We start from the raw sequence: 22,373 nt of genomic DNA on the forward strand, positions 1-22,373 counted from the left end.
CGTGAATGATTGTATGAATCACTCACGGGTCTTAATGTTTTAATTTTTAAAATCATTTATTGGACTGGTTATGTAGATTCAGCAGGAAGAGTTTCAGCAGAATCTGTTGTCTCAGTTTCAGCTATTTCTTCAGTAACAGGAATATCAGTTGCTTGTTCTGTTGGTGGTTCCTGAGTAACTGGCTGCTGTTCAGCAGGATATGTCTGTTCAGGAAGTGGTTCTACAGGTGCTTCTTGTATTGGTGCTTCAATAACCGGTGCTTCTGTAGCCGCTTCTTCAGAAGATTCGATTGCTGGTGCTTCTGTTGATGGGCTTTCAGTCGCTGGTGCTTCAGTTGTAGGTACTTCTGTAGTAACGGTTTCGGAATCAACCGCTGTTTCAGTAGATTTTACGCGTTCTTTGACAGCTGTAATTTTTTTCTCTGCTTTTTCAGTTAATTTATTATCAGGCTTTATTTTATGGTGCTGTATTATTTCATTAGAAGGTTCATCACTAACTGAAGTAGTAATCTCTGGTGGACTCTCTCTATTACAGGCTGTAAGACTAATCAGACCCAGCATAATGCTAATTGACACTATCGGTTTTTTCATTGAACTTCCTCCTCGTTATTTATTTAAATATATCATATTTTATTCAATTATTATTTATTTTTTATCAACTTTTTGTCACATTTAATTCATAAAAATCATCTTAATTTGAAGTGAATATTTGCTAAAATAGAATGGAATGGAGGTTTTTTTTGATGAATGATATTACGATAGCGGTTGCATTTGGTGCAGGTTTATTAAGCTTTGTGTCTCCATGTGTATTACCGATATATCCAGCATTCTTATCCTATATCACCGGTGTTGGTTATAATGATCTGCAAGATTCGAAGTTGAATCGAAATGCACTGTTACATACGATATTCTTTTTACTAGGTTTTTCAGTCGTCTATATTTCTCTAGGTGTCGGTATCGGGATATTTTCGGACTTTTTACTGTCATATGACAATACAATACGTATGCTCGGTGGATTGCTCTGCATTATATTCGGATTGATCATTTTAGGTATCTTTAATCCTAAACTATTGATGAAAGACCATAAATTCGAATTTAAAAATAAACCAGCAGGATTTTTAGGGTCGTTTTTAGTAGGTATTGCATTTGCTGCTGGCTGGACGCCTTGTATGGGTCCGATTATTGGTGTAATTTTTTCTATGGCAGCTGTAAATCAATCACTCGCGCTTATATATATGATTATGTATGTATTAGGATTTTGTATTCCTTTTTTCCTGCTGACATTCTTTATCACTAAAATTAATGTACTAAAGAAATATAGTCAGTTGTTAACTAAAGTTGGAGGGGTTATAATGATAATCATGGGCTTATTGCTATTCTTTGATAAGCTGACGGTTATCAATCAGTACTTTAGTTGAAAGTAGGTTAAATCATGTATTTTATCGTTTCTATGCTTGTTGCATTATTTATGGGTATGGCTGTTATTGTTGTCAGGATGAAAGCACAGAATTATCCGACGAATGTTAAGAAGATTATTTTACCGCCATTTTTTATGTCTACAGGTGCACTTATGTACATATTTCCCTATTTTAGATTGACAACTATGGAGATAATAGAAGCTGTAGTTGTAGGGATGTTTTTTTCCATATTTTTAATTTTTACATCAAATTTTGAAGTGAAAGACCAGCAGATATATATGAAACGATCTAGATTATTTCCTTTGATTCTCATATCTCTTCTTGTCATCCGCTCAGCAATGAAATTTTTCCTGAGCAGTTCAATACATCCGGGTCAACTAGCAGGAATGTTCTTCCTGCTAGCCTTCAGTATGATAGTCCCGTGGCGTATTGCGATGTATAGAAAGTATATGAAAATTGCGCGTACAATAAATAACAGCAGTGAGCATTAGCTCACTGCTGTTATTTTTTTGCGATTTCAGAATGCTCGAAGATTGAGAACTTCTGCTTTTCGTCATCAGCATATTTAAAATAATGCTCATATGGCGTATAGTCAATATTCAATTGATTGAGTTTTTTCTTCATAAAAGGATGATCGCGTTTTGGAGTCGCAATGATATATCCCCTTAAAATATGATCAAGTTCAATATCTTCTGCACCTTCATCAAGTGCAATCTTCGAAATTCGTCCGGCGATTCTTTCCTTAGCAACTTGTCTGAACAAATCTGGTACAGGGCTGACAAGTTCATTCAGAAGGTTGCGTGCATCGTCATTCCATAACGGAAGGGCTTTATTGATATAGTATTCCTGCCAGTCCAGTTCACTTTTACCATCGTCTTTCGGCAGCCTCTTTAGAAACTTTCTGAACATAAAGAACCCACCGATAGTAAGCAACCCCATAAAGAGTATTGTCCATAAAAAAATTAAAATAATAAACCATTCATTCACGTCATCACCTCATCACATATTATATAGAACTGAAAATGTAATGTCTATCTAATAAAGATATGACGATATATATAGCGTAAAGGAGGTGAAACAATGATAAAGGATGTTATTCTCGAGCTTGCTTTTGTTAAAGAAGTTACAGAAGAAGGTAAATCTATTATGAAAACACGTAGATTCAATCAGGTCGTTCTGAACATCACAGATGAAGAAGCGCGTGCTTTTGCGCTATTAGTTTCAAGACTTACTGGTGAGGTTTATGTATCTGTGAATAAGATTGAAAAGAAAGAAATATAAAAATTTAAGAAAGGAGAGATAAGATGAAAACACTTCAGCTTAATTTTGTTACAGAAATCGGAAAGAATTATACGATGTCAATCATAAGACCTAAAGAAGGGGTGACATCTGAAGAGGTATTACAAGTAATGGAATCTTTGATCAGTCAAAATTATATCACGACAAATTCAGGTGCATTAAAAGCGGTTAAATCTGCAAAACTAATTGATCGTACGGAACAGATTTTATTTGAAAATAAATAATAATGATCTCCCTGTCATTATCAGCACATCTCAGCAATGAGATGTGTTTTTTAGTATAATGATGTATGAGGTGAGCACATGAAAATCATGCATTTAGGGGACTTGCATATTGGCAAGACAATTAATCAGCAAAATTTATTAGAGGAGCAATCGATATTATTGAATAGGCTGGTTCAAGATATCAGGGAAGCGTCAATTGATGTATTAGTGATTGCTGGAGATATCTATGATCGTTCAATCCCTTCCAGGGAGGCAATGAAGGTGTTTGAAACCTTTATCTATGAAGTGAACCAGGTGCAGAAAATTCCTGTACTGCTGATCAGTGGTAATCATGATAGCGCAGAACGTCTTGGCTATGGTAAGGCTTGGTATAAAGGGCATGAGATGCATATCGGCACTACAATTGATGATGCTTTGAATCCGGTTTCGATCGATGGAGTTGACTTTTATCTTGTCCCTTACGTAGAACCGGTTGTTGCACGACACTACTTTGAAGACGATAGTATTCGCACGCATCATGATACATATAAGAGAATCATTGAACAAATTGAACAGCGTATCGATAAAGGCAGAATAAACATTTTAGTAAGCCATCTATTTGTTACAGGAGGTATGACAACTGAGTCCGAAAGAGAAATCATCGTAGGTACAATAGAGAATGTCTCGCTCAAGCTTTTTGATGCATTCGATTATGTAATGCTCGGACATCTTCATACACCTGACGCAATACGTGATGAAAAAGTGTTCTATAGTGGAAGTATCATGAAATATTCGTTCGATGAAGTGCATCAAAGAAAGGGTTACAGAATTTTTGATCTTAAAAAGCAGCAGGTTAGTTTTATTACATTGTCACCCCCGAGAGATCTGGAATATGCTACTGGAACGTTTGGAGATGCAATTAAAATGAAGTTAGCTGTAGATAGGAATTCATATTTAAAGCTTGAGTTAAGTGACATGGAGCATATCAATGATCCGATGTTCAAGCTTAAGCAAGTATATCCGTATCTATTAGAATTAAAGCCAATGATAAACAATAGGGATATTCATTATAAACAAAGAGAAGTACAGCAGCTCTCACATCTGGAACTTGTCAAACAGTTTTATTTAGATATGACGGATAGTGAGATGGATGAAACGCAGACGTTATTAATAGAACAGCTTATTAATGAAAGTAGGTTAATGGATGAGACCGATTAAGTTAGAGATTCAGCATTTTGGACCATTTAAAAATGAAACGATTGACTTTAAGCAGCTGAATAACCATACACTTTTTCTTATTAGTGGTAAGACAGGTTCAGGAAAGACTACCATTTTTGATGCGATGATGTATGCCCTTTATGGCACGGCGTCCACTTCTTCCAGAAATCATAAGGCGATGAGAAATAAACACGCATACGATGAAGAAGAGACGATGATTAAATTTCAATTTTCCATCAAGGATAAACAATATTTAATTATTCGCAATTTACCACACATAAAGGCAGGGAATAAGACGCCGATCACATCTAAATTAGAAGTTTATGAAATCCATGACAATGAGAAGCGCTTAATCAGTACCAATAAAAAGACCGAGACAAACCAGCTGATTGTAGATATCGTCAAGCTGCAGGCAGATCAGTTTAGACAAATCCTTATACTGCCGCAAGGGGAATTTAAAAATTTTCTTGTATCAGATAGCGAAAGTAAGAATGAGATATTAAGAACACTGTTCGATACGAAGCATCTTGAGCTGATGGTCAAGCGATTAAAGGAGAATGTTGATGATAAAATCGATGCTATAAGAATGAAGGAAAAAGAGATTGAATTCCATATACAGCAGCTCGGTGTCGGGTTTCCGCCATATATGGTTACTTACGACGAACAGATCCGTACAGCTAACTTGTATTACGAAGCGTTACAAAAGGTCTTTTCACAGAACATATCAGAATTAAATGATAAATCAAATGAACTGAAGCTTAAAGGAGACGCCTTGAAAGCGGCGGAGATATTAAATAATAATATACAATCTGTCAAGCAGCATAAACATCAGCTAGCAATGTTATATGAACAGCGTGAAGAAATAGAGAATACACAAAAAACGGTTCAGCAACTCGTGCAGTTCGAATCCTACCTTTCCTGTATCAGTCAGCTGGAGAAATTGAAGAAAGATGATGCGCATTTAAGCGTGCAAAAAAAGGATGAAGAACAACAGATTAGTGAAAATAAGGATAAGCTTCAGCAACTGAAAAGTGCATTAAACGAAGTTATGCAAGATGATGAAGAAATGAAGCGGCTCAATCATCAATTAATAGAACAGGAAAGATTTGTCGATGAAAAATACCATGGTCTAGAAGAAGATGTCAATACGCTAAATGAACTGAAAAATGAAACGACAGCATTGAGCGATAAGCTATCAAGTACACATCAAGCAAATGAGACCATTCAAAGTTCCCTAGAAGCGTTGATTCAAGAAAAGACAAAATTATATGAAGAAAAGGTGAAGCTTCAGAATCATATTCGTGATAATGAAACGATTATCTCATTGATCAACGAATATGATTCACATTATAAAGCATTGCAAGCGATTAAAGAAAATCAGGACATGCTAACAGAAGAACTATTGTCATGTGAATCACTTATCGAACGTTTTAATTTCGGAGATGATCTGCTGGATATTGATGCAGTGGACTCTATTCGTGCACAATTGAAAATAGGTCAAAATTGTCCGGTGTGTAATCATATCGTCACCGAGAAAACGGATGGTGTTCATCATGAATACCATAACCTTGTACAAAGAAGGATGACGTTGTCACGTGAACAAGAGGCCAATGCAACTAAGATAGAGTGGATTGAAGCGTTGATGAAGGCAGTCACCGATAAGTTACTTGCATATGAGCAGTTTAAAGTTACTTATAAACATGAAGATATGCAAAATACTGGTGAACTGCTTATTCATGAACAAGAGATGTTAACGCAGAAACTTGAAACGCTCAATGACCATTTAAATCATATCGATCACGAGTACGAGGACCTGAGTAATGAACTTAAAAATAACAAAGCCTCCATTATCTCCTTAAAAGACGTTATCGATGCAAATGAGAAAAAGATCAATGAACGCAATGGTAAAAAAGAGCGATATCATACATTTGTATCATTCACAGGGTTTAAGAATTATGATGATTTCAAGGCTCAGTTTGATGAGAAAAGGGATCTCTATGAAAATTATGATAAGCATCTGAATCATCTAAACGAAACGATTGCCTCTTGTTCAGAACTCATCCGATCAAAAGAGAATATCGTGGATAAATATAATACCCATCTTATCTATAACGAAAAATTATTAAGCCAATTAGAATCAACAAAAAACTCATTTCATATATCGGATAAAATAGTGGATGAATATATGGACAAAGATATAGAGCAAGAACTAGAAACGTTGCAGAGTGCTGTTGAAAGTTATTATAAAGATATTCATTTTCATGAAAATACGATAAAGACCTTAGAGGATTTGATTGGCGGAAAAAAAGCCCCTGATATTGAAAAGCTGTCAAATGAATATGCTGAGCTATCGTCTAAAGCGAAAGCGTTTGAACAAGCAATCAATGATGAGCGTAGTCAGTTAAAGCTGATGAACAATATCATAATGCAGCTGGAAGTAGTACATAAAAGTTATGTCAAGCAGATGGAGGATATAGGTTCTGAGATCAGACTTTTCGAAGTACTGAACGGAAAGAATACTTTAAAACTATCAATCGAAAATTATGTGCTCGTATACTATCTGGAACAAATACTTCTGTTAGCTAATGAAAGGTTACTTCAGATGACCCATAACCGATACAAGCTCGTAAGGAAAAAGGAGGTTCACTCCAGAAAAAAAAGTGGGCTTGAAATTGAAGTCTTCGATTATCACACAAATAATGTGAGGGATATTACAACGCTTTCTGGAGGTGAAACATTTATCGCCTCTTTATCATTAGCGCTAGGCTTAAGTGATTACGTCATGCAGATTTCAGGTGGAATCAATCTGGAGTCGGTGTTCATTGATGAAGGTTTCGGAAGTTTAGATAGTGATACGCTTGAGACAGCGATTGAAGTTCTGATCGAACTCCAGCAGACCGGAAAACTGATCGGTATAATTAGTCATGTACAATCGCTCCAGGAAAATATGCCTGCGATATTAAAGGTTAGAACTGACGGTTTTAATAGTGATACAGAATTTCAGTTGAAGTAATTGTAACAACTATGTCAAATTTATATGAAGTATGGACTTTTAATTGATAGTCAGTTTGCTATAGTATTATATGAATACATAAGGAGGTCACTATGAAGCAGTTAAATATTTTCTTAATATTATTTTTAGCATTAATAATATCAGCGTGCAGTAATTCAAGATTAGAACCAAAGTCTTTATATGGCAATACAATGACTGAGTTCAGTGGAACGGATGAAACCGGTAAGTCAATTTCAAATAAAGATCTTAAAGGAAAGGTCTGGCTAGTGGATTTTATCTTTACTAACTGTGAAACAGTCTGTCCACCCATGACTTATAATATGAGTCAGGTTGTCGATCAGCTTGAGAAGGATGGCGTCAGTCATGATGATTATGGCATCATCAGCTTTAGTGTCGATCCTAAGAAAGATACGCCAAAGAAACTTAGTGACTATATCAATCAGCATAATCCTCCAAAAGGGATTTGGAAAGCTGTGACACAGTATGATGAGAAGTTTATCAGACAGTTTGCAGAAGAGAACTTCAAAACTATCGTCGTTCCACCTACAGCCAATAACTCACAGGCTACACATGGTACATCGTTTTATCTTGTTGATCAGAATGGGATGATAATAAAAGATTATGCGGGAAAAGATACTGGAGATAAAAAATTTCCGAAGTCAGAAATTGTGGAAGACGTTAAAACGATGATCGAAGAAGGACCGTATAAAAAATAAAAAAACTTCACCATGATGGTGAAGTTTTTTATTTGGAGCGTAATAAGTCTCTGATTTCAGTTAATAACACTGTATTCTCTTCGACTGCTTCTTCAACTTCTTCAACGTCGCTTTTACGCGTAATCTTATTGATAAGTTTAATAAACAAGAAGATTGCACCTGCAACGATTAAGAAATCGATGATTGATTGAATGAAGACACCGTATTTGATTCCTTTATAAGCCCAGCTTGATGCAAAATCTGTATTTCCAAAAATAAGACCAATGACCGGCATAATTACATCAGCCACTAATGAAGAAACAATTTTACCAAATGCACCCCCAATAACAACTGCGACAGCTAAATCAAGTACATTTCCTTTTACAGCAAACTCTTTGAATTCTTTTAATATAGACATGTATAGTCACCTCCTACTATATTTAGTTTACATTGTAACATTTTAAAAATCAATTCATTTTCATAAATTATTTATAGTTGCCTACTTTAAAAATTAGGATTTGAAAAAACGTTTCTATTTGTGTAATTAATTATAGTTTGTTATACTTAGAACTGTTTTTTAAAATTTTAATTTGGAAGGAGTATTTTATGACATCAGGAAAAAAATTGACACCTGTATTTTTTATTGCGTTATCACTTGTAATCATTACTGTTTTGTTAGGTGTAATAAGTCCGTCGGGATTTGGTGAGGTTACGAGCCAGATTAATGCATTCATTACAAAATATTTCGGTTGGTATTATGTAATGATTACGTCGATATTTGTATTTGCCTGTTTGTTTCTGATTCTTAGCCCTATCGGTAAACTAAAATTAGGTAAGCCATCAGATAAACCAGAATTTAGTACAATATCTTGGTTTGCGATGTTATTTAGCGCAGGGATGGGTATCGGACTCGTATTCTATGGTGCTGCAGAACCATTAAGCCACTTTATAAAATCACCAACAGCTGATGCTCAGTCAGATGAAGCGATGATGGATGCATTTCGCTATACGTTCTTTCATTGGGGATTTCACGCATGGGCTACATATGGAATAGTCGCTTTAGGCCTTGCATATGCTCAATTCAGGAAAGGTGAAGCGGGATTATTATCAAAGACATTAAGACCATTGCTTGGCGATAGAGTAGATGGTATTTTAGGAACAATCATTGATGTACTTGCAGTATTTGCAACTGTAGTTGGGGTTGCAGTTTCATTAGGAATGGGTGCTCAGCAGATCAATGGTGGTTTGCATTTCTTGTTCAATGTACCAAATACGATTAACGTAAAGTTAATAATCATTGTCGTTGTTACTATATTATTCTTAATGAGTGCTTGGAGTGGTCTATCAAAAGGGATACAGATTTTAAGTAATTTTAATATAGGGATAGCAACATTATTACTTGTTGCAGTTCTCTTTTTAGGTCCAACAGTGTTAATTATGAATATATTTTCAACATCGTTAGGGAACTTGCTGCAGAACTTCTTGTCTATGAGTTTTGATGCTGCACCTTTAGACCAGTCGAAACGTGAGTGGATGAACGGCTGGACAATCTACTATTGGGGTTGGTGGATGAGCTGGAGTCCATTTGTTGGTATATTCATTGCGCGAGTTTCTAAAGGACGAACAATTCGAGAGTTTTTAATTGGTGTATTACTCGTTCCTACGATTATCAGTATGCTGTGGTTTAGTGTCTTCGGTGTAAGTGGGATACAGATATTTAAGAAATTCCCTGAAATTGGTGATCTTGCTGTTGAAACACAGCTGTTCGCAATATTCGAGCATATGCCGATGGCGATGGGATTATCATTAATAGCATTACTACTAATTTGTACTTTCTTTATTACATCAGCTGATTCAGCGACATTTGTACTGGGTATGCAATCTACAAATGGATCGCTTGAGCCCGCAAACAACATCAAGGTGATATGGGGACTGGCACAGTCAATTATTGCTGCGGTACTTTTATATGCTGGGGGACTGAGTGCCTTGCAAAGTGCAGCGATCATCGTAGCTTTTCCATTTTCGTTTGTACTTATACTGATGCTGTTATCATTATATAAAGATGGCAATGCAGAACGTATGAGAATAGGCCTCACGTTAAAACCTGATAAGAAATTCAGAAAATCATATCAAGAAAATCAAAATAACCAAAAATAATAAATTTTAAAATACCTGTCGACAAATCAATTGTGAATTGTCGACAGGTATTTTTTATAAGTAAAACTTATAGCTAAGTATAGCTAATTTGGAATGTGATAATATTTACTTCTTATAAAATATTGATTAGAATGAATATGTAAAGGCTTTATCAATAAATAGGGGGAACACATATGAATTCAAATTTACAGCAAACTGCAAAACAGACATTTGAGTTAAACGGTAAGACTTTTACGTTTTACAGTTTAAAGTCACTAGAATCACTAGGGCTTGGACAAGTTAAGAAGCTTCCTTATTCTATCCGTGTGTTACTTGAGTCTGTTCTTCGTCAATACGATGGGCGAGTGATTAACGAAGAACATATTAAACATCTTGTTAAGTGGGGGAAGAAGAACGATCCTAACGCAGAGGTTCCATTTAAGCCATCACGTGTTATTTTGCAGGACTTCACAGGAGTACCTGCTGTCGTTGATTTAGCATCACTTCGTAAAGCGATGGATGATGTAGGTGGAGATGTAACAAAGATTAATCCAGAAGTACCGGTGGACCTTGTAATTGACCATTCTGTGCAAGTGGATGCATATGGTAACGAAACAGCGTTACAAAGAAATATGGAGCTTGAATTTGCACGTAATAAAGAACGTTATCAATTTTTGAACTGGGCGACAAAAGCATTTGATAACTACCGTGCAGTACCACCAGCAACAGGTATTGTGCATCAAGTTAACTTAGAATATTTAGCAAACGTTGTTCATGTGCGTGATGTAGATGGTGAACAAGTTGCATTTCCTGATACTTTAGTAGGAACTGACTCTCATACAACGATGATTAATGGTATCGGTGTGCTTGGTTGGGGTGTTGGTGGTATTGAGGCTGAAGCGGGTATGCTTGGTCAACCTTCATACTTCCCAGTACCAGAAGTAATTGGAGTTAAACTTACTGGAGAGCTTCCTGAAGGTACAACTGCAACTGACTTAGCATTACGTGTAACGCAGGAATTACGTAAAAAAGGTGTAGTAGGAAAATTTGTTGAATTCTTTGGTCCGGGCGTAGTGAATTTACCACTTGCAGACCGCGCGACAATTGCCAATATGGCACCAGAATATGGTGCGACTTGTGGTTTCTTCCCTGTTGATGAAGAAGCGCTAAATTATATGCGTTTGACTGGTCGCGATGAAGCACATATCGAGCTCGTTAAAGAATATTTAGTGAAGAATGATATGTTCTTTACAACAGATAAAGAAGATCCAACATATACTGATACATTAACTCTTGATTTATCTACGGTTGAAGCATCATTATCAGGACCTAAACGTCCACAAGATTTGATTAAATTAAGCAATATGAAAAAAGAATTCGTTAAATCTGTTACTGCTAAAGCTGGTAACCAAGGTCACGGCTTAGATAAAGCTGAATTTGACAAAACTGCCACAACAACTTTAGCTGACGGAAAGTCTATCACAATGACAACGGGTGATATTGCAATTGCAGCAATTACATCATGTACAAATACTTCAAACCCTTACGTTATGTTAGGTGCTGGCCTTGTTGCAAAAAAAGCAGTAGAAAAAGGATTACAAGTCCCTGCCTACGTAAAAACATCACTTGCACCGGGTTCTAAGGTTGTAACAGGATATCTAGAAGATTCAGGACTTCAAACGTACTTGGATCAATTAGGATTTAATACTGTAGGTTACGGATGTACAACATGTATTGGTAACTCAGGTCCGTTATTGCCTGAAATTGAAGAGACAATTTCTAATGAAGATTTATTAGTGACATCTGTATTATCAGGTAACCGTAACTTTGAAGGCCGTATCCATCCTTTAGTTAAAGCGAACTACTTAGCTTCACCGCAGCTCGTTGTCGCTTATGCTTTAGCGGGTACTGTTAATATCGATCTTCAAAACGATCCAATCGGTAAAGGACATGACGGTAAAGATGTATTCTTAAGAGATATCTGGCCGACAATTGATGAAGTTAAAAATGAAGTAAATTCAGTAGTAACACCAGAATTATTCCGCAAAGAATATGAGAATGTATTTAATTCAAATGCAATGTGGAACCAGATTGAGTCTACTGATCAACCATTATATGATTTTGATCCAACTTCAACATATATTCAAAATCCAACATTCTTCCAGGGTTTATCAAAAGAACCAGGAAGCATTGCACCATTAGAAAATCTCGCCGTTATGGGTAAATTTGGTGACTCAGTAACAACTGACCACATCTCTCCAGCAGGTGCTATCGGTAAAGATACGCCAGCAGGAAAGTACCTGCGTGAGAATGGCGTAGAAATCCGTGACTTCAACTCATATGGTTCTCGTCGTGGTAACCATGAAGTAATGATGCGTGGTACATTTGCAAATATTCGTATTAAAAACCAGATTGCACCTGGTACGGAAGGTGGATATACTACTTACTGGCCAACAGGTGAAGTTATGCCTATCTTTGATGCTTGTATGAAATATCAGGTAGATGGCACAGGACTGGTTGTATTAGCAGGTAATGATTATGGAATGGGTTCTAGTCGTGACTGGGCTGCAAAAGGTACTAATCTTTTAGGTGTGAAAACTGTAATCGCGCAAAGTTACGAGCGTATTCACCGTTCTAACTTAGTCATGATGGGTGTACTACCTTTACAGTTCTTAAAAGGGGATTCAGCAGAAAAATTAGGTCTGGATGGCAGTGAGAAGTTCTCTGTAGATATTCATGAAGGTATTAAACCTCGTGATGAAGTTAAGGTAACAGCAGTTAAAACAGATGGTACTCAAGTAGAATTTAATGCTTTAGCTCGTTTTGATTCAGAAGTGGAGCTCGATTACTACCGTCACGGTGGTATCCTTCAAATGGTGCTACGAGGCAAATTAGCTGAGTGATAGGTTGACAGGGACTTTTTTGTCCCTGTTTTTTTATTGAAACTGGTGTATGATAGATACAATAGTATAAATAAGGAGTCAGATGAATGTATATAACAGAAAAAGATATTGAGGTTCGATACGCTGAAACGGATAAGATGGGTGTCGTCTATCATGCGAACTATTTAATCTGGTTTGAAGTTGCAAGAACGGATTTTATAAAGAAAGCAGGATTTAGCTATCAAGCGATGGAAGATGAAGGATTAATCTCTCCGGTGGTGGATGTATCGGTACAATATAGGAAATCGATTACTTATCCAGAGACAATTACTGTAAGAACATGGATTGAACGATATAGTAAGCTTAAGACCATTTATGCATACGAGATTGTTAAAGAAGATGGAGCCATCGCAGCGACTGGTAGAACAACGCATGTCGTTATAAAAAGAGGTAGTGAAATCCCTATCCGACTTGATCGTTACTATCCTGAATGGCATGAGAAATATATTGAACTTTCATCTGATGATAACGATAATATCAATTGATTATACAGCTTAATTAAGAAAAGTTGGAATATAAAAATCCGGACACTGTGGGGAGTCTATCGTTTGACTTCAGTGTTCGGATTTTTAATTCTGCTATAAAAGGGATATATTATTTTTTAAACTGTATCTTAGGCTCTGTTCCTGAAATAATTCTCCTGATATTGCTGCTGTGACGAATAATAATAATCAACATAATCAGAAATGAGATGATCTTCAAAATGATATCATCGAAAAATAATGTAGTAATAAAGTTTCCGATGCTCGTCAAAATACTTGTTAACGATACCATTCGTGTTGTAAACAGTAAGGCAAAGAATATTACAGCGATGATAAGGAAGATCAATGGATTTACTCCAAGAATCACACCGGCACTTGTTGCTACTGCCTTTCCGCCTCTAAATTTCAAGTAAATAGGGTAAACATGACCAATTATTGCTGCAAGTCCAAACCATATACCATGAATATCAAGGTCAAATATAATTGGAAATATTGCAGGAAGAACCCCTTTCGCAACATCGAATATCGTGACAAATATACCGGCATTCTTACCTAATACTCGAAAAGTGTTGGTTGCACCTAAATTTCCACTGCCAAACTTACGAATATCTTTGTTAAATAATAGTTTGCCTACAATCAAACCTGTTGGAATTGCACCAAGTAGATAGGCAATTGCTAGTAATAATGCAATCTGCATAATTTTTCTCCTTTATGGGTAGGTACTAATAGTAATTCATAACTATATCTATTATAACGCATACAAAAATAGTTGTGTAGAAAAATATTATAAAAAATAAATAATATTATTATGTAAACTTAAATAATAACGATTTGTAAAAGCTTGCATTTTTAAGGGTTTCATTTAAAATAATGAATGTATATAAATTTTCGAACGTATGTTTGTAGGAGGTAAGCACTTGGCAAATAATCAGTATAATGATGAATCCATTCAAGTCTTAGAGGGTCTTGAAGCAGTTAGAAAAAGACCAGGGATGTATATAGGATCTACGGATTCAAGAGGATTACATCATCTTGTATATGAAATTCTTGATAATTCAATTGACGAAGCATTGAATGGTCACGGTAATGAAATTAACGTTGTTCTCAATGCAGATGACTCTGTAACAGTAACAGATAATGGTCGTGGTATGCCAACAGGGCTGCATAAGACCGGAAAGCCAACGCCAGAGGTAATATTTACTGTGCTGCATGCAGGAGGGAAATTTGGTCAAGGGGGCTATAAGACAACTGGAGGACTGCACGGAGTTGGAGCTTCTGTTGTTAATGCTTTAAGCAGCTGGCTCGAGGTGACAATATATAATAATGGAAAGATATTCAAGCAGCGCTTTCAAGATGGTGGAGTACCCGCTACAACGTTAGAAGAAATCGGGAAATCAAAAAAGACAGGGACGACTGTGACATTTAAACCTGACCCATCTATCTTTAAACAGACAGTTAAATTTAATTTTGATACGTTAAGTGAAAGGTTACGTGAATCTGCATTTCTACTCAACAACCTTAAAATCACGATCACTGATCTTAGAAATAATGAGGAACGTCAGGAAGTGTTCTATTACGAGGATGGATTAAAAGATTTTGTCAACTTTGTCAACGAAGGTAAAGAAACGTTACACGAAGTGGCGAAGTTTAGCGGTAAGTCACATGATATCGAAATTGAAGTCGCATTTCAGTTTAACGATCAGTACTCAGAGACCGTTCTTTCATTTGTTAATAATGTGAGAACGAAAGATGGTGGTACACATGAGGTTGGGATGAAGACTGCTATCACACGAGTATTCAATGAATATGCCAGAAAAATCGGAGAGTTGAAAGCTAAGGATAAGAATCTCGATGGTAATGATATTCGTGAAGGGATGACTGCAATCATTTCGGTTAAGATTCCCGAGAATCTACTGCAGTTTGAAGGACAGACGAAGTCGAAGCTTGGAACGAGTGAAGCGCGTAGTGCAGTGGATAGTGTATTAAGTGAACAACTTCCATTCTATTTTGAGGAAAACGGAGTATTAAGTCAGAAATTAGTGAAGAAAGCGGTAAAAGCAGCTCAGGCAAGAGATGCTGCACGTAAAGCACGTGAAGAAGCGCGAAATGGTAAGAAGAATAAACGTAAAGAAACATTATTGTCAGGTAAACTCACACCTGCACAAAGTAAGGATACGAGCCGTAACGAACTTTACCTAGTCGAAGGAGATTCAGCAGGTGGTTCTGCTAAACTTGGGCGGGATCGTAAGTTTCAGGCGATTCTTCCGTTACGTGGTAAAGTTATCAATACAGAAAAAGCAAAGCTCGAAGATATTCTAAAAAACGAAGAAATCAGCACCATTATTCATACGATTGGTGCAGGTGTCGGAAATGATTTTGAAATTAAAGATGCAAACTATGACAAAGTCATTATAATGACAGATGCGGACACAGATGGTGCACATATTCAAGTGCTGCTTCTGACATTCTTCTTTAAATATATGAAACCTTTGATTGATGCTGGCAAAGTTTATATTGCGTTACCACCGTTATATAAAGTTTCTAAAGGTAAAGGGAAGAACGAAGTCATTGAATATGCCTGGACAGATGATGAACTTAAAGGGGTTCAAAAGAAGGTAGGTAAGGGCTTTATTCTACAGCGATATAAAGGGCTTGGAGAAATGAATGCAGATCAACTATGGGATACGACGATGAATCCTGAGACGAGAACTTTAATTCGTGTTGAAATCGATGATGAACTTAGAAGTGCTAAACGTGTCTCAACATTAATGGGAGACAAGGTTGAACCACGACGTGACTGGATTGAACGCCATGTTGAGTTCGGTATGCAGGAAGATGTAAGCATCCTGGAAAACGATGAAGTCGAACGCTTAACAGAAGTAGAGGATATCGAAACAATTCAGGATGATGAAAAGGGTGAGGATAATGAATGAGAATATACAAAGTCTTCCGCTTGAAGATGTAATCGGTGACCGTTTTGGTCGCTATAGTAAATATATTATACAGGATCGAGCGATTCCGGATGTACGTGACGGGCTTAAGCCCGTTCAACGCCGTATTTTATTTGCGATGTACGCAGAAGGAAATACATACGACAAGAACTACAGAAAAAGCGCAAAAACGGTTGGTAACGTCATCGGAAACTATCATCCGCACGGGGATTCATCCGTGTATGATGCAATGGTCCGTATGAGTCAGGACTGGAAACTGAGACATGTCCTTGTTGAGATGCATGGTAATAACGGAAGTATCGATAACGATCCGCCTGCAGCAATGCGTTATACTGAAGCTAAGTTATCTAAGCTTGCTAACATCTTGCTTGAAGATATTAATAAAGAGACCGTTGATTTTGTACAGAACTTTGATGATACTACGATGGAGCCGATGGTATTACCGGCGAACTACCCGAATCTACTCGTTAATGGGTCGACTGGTATTTCAGCTGGATATGCTACGGATATACCCCCGCACAATCTGGATGAAGTGATTAATGCGACGTTAAAAGTCATAGATAAACCGAATATATCTACTGATGAAATAATGCAGGTACTACCAGGACCCGATTTCCCGACAGGCGGCATAATAATGGGTAAATCAGGTATTAAACAGGCATACGAGACAGGAAAAGGTAAGATACAGGTTCGCGGAAAAGTAGATATTGAAAAACTACGTGGTGGGAGAGAAGAGATTATTATCTCAGAAATTCCATTTGAAGTGAATAAGAGTAATCTTGTTAAGCGTATTGATGAACTCCGTGCAGATAAGAAGGTCGACGGAATTATCGAGGTGCGTGATGAAACGGATCGAAACGGATTAAGGATTGCTATCGAGTTGAAGAAAGATGCATATAGTGAAGGCATTCTTAATTTCCTTTATAAAAATACAGACCTACAGGTTGCATATAACTTTAATATGGTAGCAATTAGCGATCGTCGCCCGAAACTGCTAGGGGTTCGTGATATGCTTAACAGTTTTATCAGTCATCAAAAAGAAGTTGTTACAAGACGCAGTCAATATGACTATGATCACGCAGAGAAGCGTATGCATATTGTTGAAGGATTGATCAAAGCACTTTCTATATTAGATCAGGTAATTGAAGTCATCCGTAATTCGTCAAATAAAGCTGATGCAAAACACAACCTGGTACATAAGTTTGATTTTACTGAAGCACAGGCTGAAGCAATCGTTATGCTTCAACTCTATCGATTAACCAATACAGATATTGTGGCATTAGAAGCAGAGCATGAAGCATTAAAAGATAGACTCAAGCAGTTATCACTTATATTGAATGATGAGACGCATCTGAAAAAAGTGATCAAAAAGGAATTAAAAGCAATCCAAAAGGAATTTAAAGAAGTGCGCCTGAGCAATATTGAAGAAAAAATTGCAGAAATTAAGATTTCTAAGGAAATCCTTGTTCCCAATGAAGAAACAGTGATCAGTATTACAAGGGAAGGTTACATAAAACGCACATCTCCACGTAGTTTTAGTGCTAGTGGTGTAACCGAGCTTGGTATGAAAGAAGACGATCAATTACTAGCTTATCGTGAAAGCAATCTTCAGCATATAACGTTAGTATTTACAGATAAAGGACGATATATGTATATTCCAAATCATCAGTTGCCTGAAATAAGATGGAAAGATCTTGGAACGCATATTTCTCAAATTGTACCAATAGATGGCGATGAGCGCGTGATTCATATGATTACGGTCACGGACTTCAATTCAGACGCGAAAATTTTAGCCGCTACAAGAAATGGTATGATAAAATTATCTTCGTTGAAGGACTTTGAAGTTACAAGATATTCTAGACCGCTCATTAATATGAAGCTAAAAGATAATGATGTTGTGAATACTATTCATGTAGTAACGGGCAGTGAACATATTCTTGTCGTTACGAAGCAAGGCATGAGTCTGCATTATTCATTAACGGAACTTAATGATACAGGACTTAAAGCTGCAGGTGTTAAATCAATCAATCTTAAAGATAATGATGTTGTCATAACAACGGAAATCATCTATCCAGAAAGTTCATTGCTGATCGCAACACAACGTGGTGCAATGAAAAAAATGGATATTCAATTATTTGAAGAAGGAAAACGTGCCCAACGCGGTCTGATGATACTAAAAGAATTAAAAAATAATCCTCACCAGATTATCGGTGCATACATCATCACTGAAGATATGGCATATACACTCGTATCGGAACACCATGAAAAACATGGGATAACAAAAGCAATCAGAAAAACAGATCGTTATACTAATGGCAGCTTTATCATCGATGAGAAGGCTTTTGGTGAAGTTGTTAAACTTTATATAAATTCTGTGGATTTATAAAGTTTGTGTAGACCCTTACACTATCTATGGTAAAATAGTTTTAGTCTTATTTTACTTTGAATAGTGGAGGGTTTTTATTTTGGATATATCAAAAGTAAATTTTGATGCGTGGATTCCGGAATGGTTTAAGATGATAGTATCTACCGGAAATGATATGATTTGGTCGCAATTTTTAATTGGATTATTATTGCTTGCCGGATTTTTCTTTAGTTTAAGTTCTAGATTTATACAGCTTCGCTGGTTACCAGAGATGTTTAGAGTCATCGGTGAGAAACCAGAGACATTGGATGATGGACAAAAAGGCATATCTTCTTTCCAGGCGTTTGCTATTAGTGCAGCGAGTCGTGTAGGTACCGGAAATATTGCAGGTGTTGCCACTGCTATTGTTCTTGGCGGACCTGGTGCAGTATTCTGGATGTGGATTATTGCTTTTTTTGGTGCAGCAAGTGCATTCTTTGAGGCGACGTTAGCGCAAGTTTATAAGGTTAAAGATGAAAAGGGTGGCTTTCGTGGAGGTCCGGCATATTATATGGAACAGGGGCTTGGACAGAAGTGGTTAGGAACAACTTTTGCGCTTTTAATAACTGTTACGTTTGCATTTGTCTTCAATACTGTGCAATCAAATACGATTGCCGAAAGTTTAAATACACAATATAATACACCTGCATGGATTACAGGAGTAGTTCTAGCAATCATTACAGCGATTGTAATTTTCGGTGGTGTACGATGGATTGCAAATGTAACTTCTGCTGTCGTACCTGTTATGGCAATTTTTTATATTCTGCTTGTGCTCTTTATTTTAATTATGCATATTGGTGATGTAATTCCGATGATAATCAGTATTATAAAAGGCGCATTCGGTATGGAACAGGCATTTGGCGGTGCATTAGGTTTTACTATTATGCAGGGGATTAAGCGTGGATTATTCTCAAATGAAGCTGGTATGGGATCAGCACCTAATGCTGCTGCAACAGCTGCTGTTAGCCATCCGGTAAAGCAAGGTTTAATTCAGTCATTAGGTGTATTCTTTGATACGATGATTGTATGTACTGCAACTGCAATTATGATCTTATTATACTCAGGATTAGAGTTTGGGGAGAAAGTACCACAAGGTGTAGCAGTTACACAAGCTGCGCTAAATAACCATGTCGGTAGTTTCGGTGGTTTCTTCCTGACAGTAGCAGTATTCTTATTTGGGTATTCTTCAGTGATTGGTAACTATTATTATGGGCAATCAAATATTGAATACTTAACGACTAACAAAGTAGTCATGTTTATCTTCAGATTTATTGTCGTACTCATGGTATTTTTCGGTGCAGTAGTTAAAGTAGAGACGGTCTGGGCGACTGCAGATTTATTTATGGGGCTTATGGCGATCTTGAATATTACTGCGCTTATCGGATTAGCACATGTCGTATTTGAAGTTGCTAAAGATTACGGAGAACAGCGTAAGAAAGGACTTAATCCTGTATTTAGAACAGAGAATGTTAAAGCGGATTTATCAGACGTTGAGACTTGGGGAGATAACCCGTATCACTTTAGAGATAAAGAAATAAATCATAAATAAAAATACTAAGCTGCAGCTGCAGCTTAGTATTTTTATTTGAAAAGACTCGCTACCCAGTCGATTATAGACTGGATGAAGTTCATAATCTTGTCCCAGAAGCCTTCATCTTTCAGTGTGTCACTAATATTATTACCAAGTTCCTTTGCTTTATCTGTAGCTTTTTTAAAGCCTTCAGAATTTTTGATATCATCTACATAGTTTTTTGTGCCTTCAATAAATTTATCTTTATTTTCACCACTGAAAACGCCGTTATTTTGTGCATTTTCTATAAAGTTAACGATAATATTAATCTGATTGTCATTAATGATATTTGTCAGACCATTATTCTCAATCTTCTGAATAACAATGTTTTTGATTTCTGTCGTATTTAGATTGGCACCTTGCTTTGCAATCTCTGCTTTCGCTTCAGCGATCGCTTTATTGAGCTGTTCTTGAGAGTAACCATTGACATCTGTATTTTGTTCGTTAATGTTAGAGATAGAATTAAGTTCATCCTGAGCAGCTTGTGTCTTCGACTGATCGATTGGCTCACCTTGTGTTTCGAATGCTTTATAGACACCAGCGAGTGCACTTTCACCGGTAACATCTTCAGCGGCTGCAATAGTAACATCAGCATCAGTTACACCTGCTGTAAGTAAAGCATTCTTATAAGTATCCTCAGTGATTTTAGTGATTTTACCGGCAGATTGGTTTATATTTAAAGTGAGACCACTACCAGCAGATAGCTTTTTGATACGAATACTAGACTTTAATACATCGTTACTTGATTGGAGATTTAAGTACTTTCCTAAGTCTTCAGCATAGACATACGTCGTTTTATCCTGGGCATCCGTTTGAAGCAGGTCACTCGTCTTATCTTTAAGGACGTTATTCTGTTCTAATGCTGCACCATACACTGTCACTGCTTCAGACCATGCTTCTTGCGTTACCGCGTGGGCACGCTGAGGGATCATGAGCATTAACGAAAGAAATACTGTTAATATTAAAATAATAAGTTTTTTCATATATAATCCTCCTGATAATTTATATATTTTTAGTATATACCTTTATATTATCATGGGCATGTTTATTGTGATATAGGTCTTTGGAATGAGGTGTTATTTTTGAAATATCATGTGATTAAAGTATTGAATAATAATGTTGTGATAACTCAAGGACATGAAGGAGAAACTATCCTGATAGGCAAAGGTATAGGCTTTGGTAAGAAAAGTGGGGCAGTTTTAAAGGATAGTGAACTTGAACGTATAGAGAAGATATTTGAACTTAAGTCATCTTCTGAGCAGGAAAGATATAAGTCATTATTAACTCTAACAAATGATGAAGTAATCCAGACAGTCATAGAAGTGATCGAATTTATCGATCATAAAACGAATGGAGAGATGAATGATAATATTCTTTTATCTCTTACGGATCATATCATTTTTGCATTAAAACGTTATCAGGAAGGCATCATTGTGGCCAATCCTTTCCTGAAAGAAACTGAAAGTCTCTACAGACAGGAGTTTCTGATTGCTGAACAGGTCGTAGCGATGCTGAATGACAGGCTGCAGGTACAATTCCCGAAGACAGAAGTAGGTTTTATTGCACTGCATATCCATTCGTCGGTGAACAATCACTCGTTAAGAGATATGCGTCTGATGACTGAAGTTGTTCAACATGCAATAACGATTATTGAGCAAGATCTAAAGGTTACTGTTGATAGAGATTCTATTACATATTCAAGATTTTTAAGACATATTACATTTACTGTGCAACGTGTGATGTCTGATGAGAGGATGCCGGAACAAAAAACATTAGAAAGCCTATTGAAACAGCAGTATCCTCTGTGTTACAATACATCTGTAAAGATCGTGAAGATGATGCAGACTTATTTAAATAAGCCTGTCTATGACTCGGAATTGGTATATCTTACGATGCATATTCAAGCATTTAATACTGAAGTTGATAACGTGTAACTGATAATGCAGGCATGAGTTATCACTGGTACATGGGACCAGTGTGTACTCATGCCTTTTTATATGGGACACTGCATCACTTTACATCAAAAAACTATTTAGGAGGAAT

General features: G+C 36.6%; 19 protein-coding genes. 14 read left to right on the forward strand and 5 right to left on the reverse strand.

What is annotated here, in order from left to right; all coding sequences use genetic code 11:
* Positions 1-68 precede the first annotated feature (68 nt).
* Positions 69-590 carry a hypothetical protein gene (locus tag QA539_RS05125; protein WP_419894901.1) on the reverse strand — a complete coding sequence of 174 codons (522 nt, stop codon included), beginning with the start codon at positions 588-590 and terminating at the stop codon, positions 69-71.
* 152 nt (positions 591-742) lie between these two features.
* Here QA539_RS05125 and QA539_RS05130 point away from each other — a divergent pair, with 152 nt between their 5' ends.
* Complete coding sequence (locus tag QA539_RS05130; RefSeq protein ID WP_147404560.1) at positions 743-1,417, forward strand: cytochrome c biogenesis CcdA family protein; 675 nt, start codon at positions 743-745, stop codon at positions 1,415-1,417.
* A gap of 11 nt (positions 1,418-1,428) precedes the next feature.
* On the forward strand, positions 1,429-1,908 hold the full coding sequence (locus QA539_RS05135; RefSeq protein WP_099483102.1) for a CcdC family protein: 480 nt from the start codon (positions 1,429-1,431) through the stop codon (positions 1,906-1,908).
* A 10-nt stretch (positions 1,909-1,918) separates the two neighbouring features.
* Here the strand turns inward: QA539_RS05135 and QA539_RS05140 are convergent, their stop codons facing one another.
* A complete protein-coding gene (locus tag QA539_RS05140) occupies positions 1,919-2,404 on the reverse strand; it encodes a DUF2621 domain-containing protein (protein WP_012656908.1) in 486 nt (161 codons plus the stop codon).
* A gap of 93 nt (positions 2,405-2,497) precedes the next feature.
* Here QA539_RS05140 and QA539_RS05145 point away from each other — a divergent pair, with 93 nt between their 5' ends.
* From QA539_RS05145 to QA539_RS05165, 5 genes are all read left to right on the forward strand, one after another.
* Positions 2,498-2,698, forward strand: a complete 201-nt coding sequence (locus tag QA539_RS05145; RefSeq protein WP_041635982.1) for a DUF1659 domain-containing protein — start codon at positions 2,498-2,500, stop codon at positions 2,696-2,698.
* A 23-nt stretch (positions 2,699-2,721) separates the two neighbouring features.
* Positions 2,722-2,940, forward strand: a complete 219-nt coding sequence (locus QA539_RS05150; RefSeq protein ID WP_419894902.1) for a DUF2922 domain-containing protein — start codon at positions 2,722-2,724, stop codon at positions 2,938-2,940.
* Positions 2,941-3,018: 78 nt separating this feature from the next.
* Positions 3,019-4,137, forward strand: a complete 1,119-nt coding sequence (locus QA539_RS05155) for an exonuclease SbcCD subunit D (RefSeq protein ID WP_219494743.1) — start codon at positions 3,019-3,021, stop codon at positions 4,135-4,137.
* Positions 4,124-7,150 (forward strand): AAA family ATPase, encoded by a 3,027-nt coding sequence (locus QA539_RS05160; RefSeq protein WP_219494744.1) that lies wholly within the window; start codon positions 4,124-4,126, stop codon positions 7,148-7,150. Before QA539_RS05155 ends, QA539_RS05160 begins: the two co-directional genes overlap by 14 nt.
* A 92-nt stretch (positions 7,151-7,242) precedes the next feature.
* A complete protein-coding gene (locus QA539_RS05165; protein WP_219494745.1) occupies positions 7,243-7,866 on the forward strand; it encodes an SCO family protein in 624 nt (207 codons plus the stop codon).
* Between the two features lie 28 nt (positions 7,867-7,894).
* On the opposite strand, the gene mscL is transcribed toward QA539_RS05165, so the two are convergent.
* On the reverse strand, positions 7,895-8,257 hold the full coding sequence (mscL, locus tag QA539_RS05170; RefSeq protein WP_219494826.1) for a large conductance mechanosensitive channel protein MscL: 363 nt from the start codon (positions 8,255-8,257) through the stop codon (positions 7,895-7,897).
* 194 nt (positions 8,258-8,451) lie between these two features.
* Between mscL and QA539_RS05175 the strand changes: the two genes are divergently transcribed.
* From QA539_RS05175 to QA539_RS05185, 3 genes are all read left to right on the forward strand, one after another.
* Entirely contained in the window at positions 8,452-10,002 is a 1,551-nt protein-coding gene (locus tag QA539_RS05175; RefSeq protein ID WP_419894903.1) for a glycine betaine uptake BCCT transporter, read from the forward strand.
* Positions 10,003-10,175: 173 nt separating this feature from the next.
* Positions 10,176-12,884 carry an aconitate hydratase AcnA gene (gene acnA, locus QA539_RS05180; RefSeq protein WP_419894904.1) on the forward strand — a complete coding sequence of 903 codons (2,709 nt, stop codon included), beginning with the start codon at positions 10,176-10,178 and terminating at the stop codon, positions 12,882-12,884.
* 86 nt (positions 12,885-12,970) lie between these two features.
* On the forward strand, positions 12,971-13,408 hold the full coding sequence (locus QA539_RS05185) for an acyl-CoA thioesterase (protein WP_219494748.1): 438 nt from the start codon (positions 12,971-12,973) through the stop codon (positions 13,406-13,408).
* A 109-nt stretch (positions 13,409-13,517) separates the two neighbouring features.
* Here QA539_RS05185 and plsY read toward each other — a convergent pair whose 3' ends face one another.
* Positions 13,518-14,105: a glycerol-3-phosphate 1-O-acyltransferase PlsY gene (gene plsY, locus QA539_RS05190; protein ID WP_419895593.1), complete on the reverse strand. Its 588-nt coding sequence runs from the start codon at positions 14,103-14,105 to the stop codon at positions 13,518-13,520.
* 196 nt (positions 14,106-14,301) lie between these two features.
* Between plsY and parE the strand changes: the two genes are divergently transcribed.
* The 3 genes from parE to QA539_RS05205 all read left to right on the forward strand — a co-directional run bounded on the left by parE (position 14,302) and on the right by QA539_RS05205 (position 20,309).
* Positions 14,302-16,338 (forward strand): DNA topoisomerase IV subunit B, encoded by a 2,037-nt coding sequence (parE, locus tag QA539_RS05195; RefSeq protein WP_419894905.1) that lies wholly within the window; start codon positions 14,302-14,304, stop codon positions 16,336-16,338.
* Positions 16,331-18,742: a DNA topoisomerase IV subunit A gene (gene parC, locus QA539_RS05200; RefSeq protein WP_419894906.1), complete on the forward strand. Its 2,412-nt coding sequence runs from the start codon at positions 16,331-16,333 to the stop codon at positions 18,740-18,742. Before parE ends, parC begins: the two co-directional genes overlap by 8 nt.
* Before the next feature lie 130 nt (positions 18,743-18,872).
* Positions 18,873-20,309 carry an alanine/glycine:cation symporter family protein gene (locus tag QA539_RS05205; RefSeq protein WP_219494828.1) on the forward strand — a complete coding sequence of 479 codons (1,437 nt, stop codon included), beginning with the start codon at positions 18,873-18,875 and terminating at the stop codon, positions 20,307-20,309.
* Positions 20,310-20,341: 32 nt separating this feature from the next.
* Here QA539_RS05205 and QA539_RS05210 read toward each other — a convergent pair whose 3' ends face one another.
* On the reverse strand, positions 20,342-21,313 hold the full coding sequence (locus QA539_RS05210) for a DUF1002 domain-containing protein (RefSeq protein ID WP_419894907.1): 972 nt from the start codon (positions 21,311-21,313) through the stop codon (positions 20,342-20,344).
* A 90-nt stretch (positions 21,314-21,403) separates the two neighbouring features.
* Here QA539_RS05210 and glcT point away from each other — a divergent pair, with 90 nt between their 5' ends.
* Positions 21,404-22,264: a glucose PTS transporter transcription antiterminator GlcT gene (gene glcT, locus QA539_RS05215; RefSeq protein WP_419894908.1), complete on the forward strand. Its 861-nt coding sequence runs from the start codon at positions 21,404-21,406 to the stop codon at positions 22,262-22,264.
* The last annotated feature ends 109 nt before the right edge of the window (positions 22,265-22,373 follow it).

It is taken from the genome of Macrococcus psychrotolerans (genome assembly GCF_038095555.1).
GTDB lineage: Bacteria > Bacillota > Bacilli > Staphylococcales > Staphylococcaceae > Macrococcoides > Macrococcoides psychrotolerans.